This window comes from Streptococcus sp. GMD4S (assembly GCF_000296955.1).
In genome coordinates this window covers 1-542 of sequence record NZ_AJRE01000419.1, presented here as the reverse complement: position 1 = coordinate 542, position 542 = coordinate 1, and the positions used below count along the sequence as shown (strand labels likewise).

Sequence of the window (542 nt, the reverse complement as noted above, 5' to 3'; positions counted from 1 at the left end):
ACAGAGCTAGGATAGACCGCTTTTTGGCATTTATCTAAGCATTCCAGAGTACATGTATCTTGCATGTGCTCTTTCTTTTGGGGTTGAAAGATAGGAGAAGGATATGTTAGAGTTGCTAAAAGCGCTTGATGCTTTCGTTTGGGGGCCTCCCCTCTTGATCTTATTGGTCGGAACGGGTATCTATTTGACCATCCGACTGGGCCTTTTGCAGGTTGCTCGTCTCCCTAAGGCTTTTCAGTTAATTTTCACCAAGGACAAGGGACATGGTGATGTGTCGAGCTTTGCAGCTCTTTGTACAGCTCTAGCTGCCACCGTTGGTACGGGAAATATCATCGGAGTCGCGACAGCCATTAAGGTTGGAGGACCAGGGGCTCTCTTTTGGATGTGGATGGCAGCCTTTTTTGGAATGGCGACCAAGTATGCCGAAGGCTTGCTAGCTATCAAATATCGCACAAAGGATGCAAATGGAGCTGTAGCTGGAGGACCCATGCATTACATCCTTTTGGGGATGGGAGAAAAGTGGCGTCCACTTGCTATCTTCT

General features: G+C 47.8%; 1 protein-coding gene. It reads left to right on the top strand.

The features are described 5' to 3' along the window. Window positions 1-103 precede the first annotated feature (103 nt). Window positions 104-542 (top strand): alanine:cation symporter family protein (locus GMD4S_RS10275; RefSeq protein ID WP_000891444.1); only part of this gene is annotated, 439 nt, incomplete at its 3' end.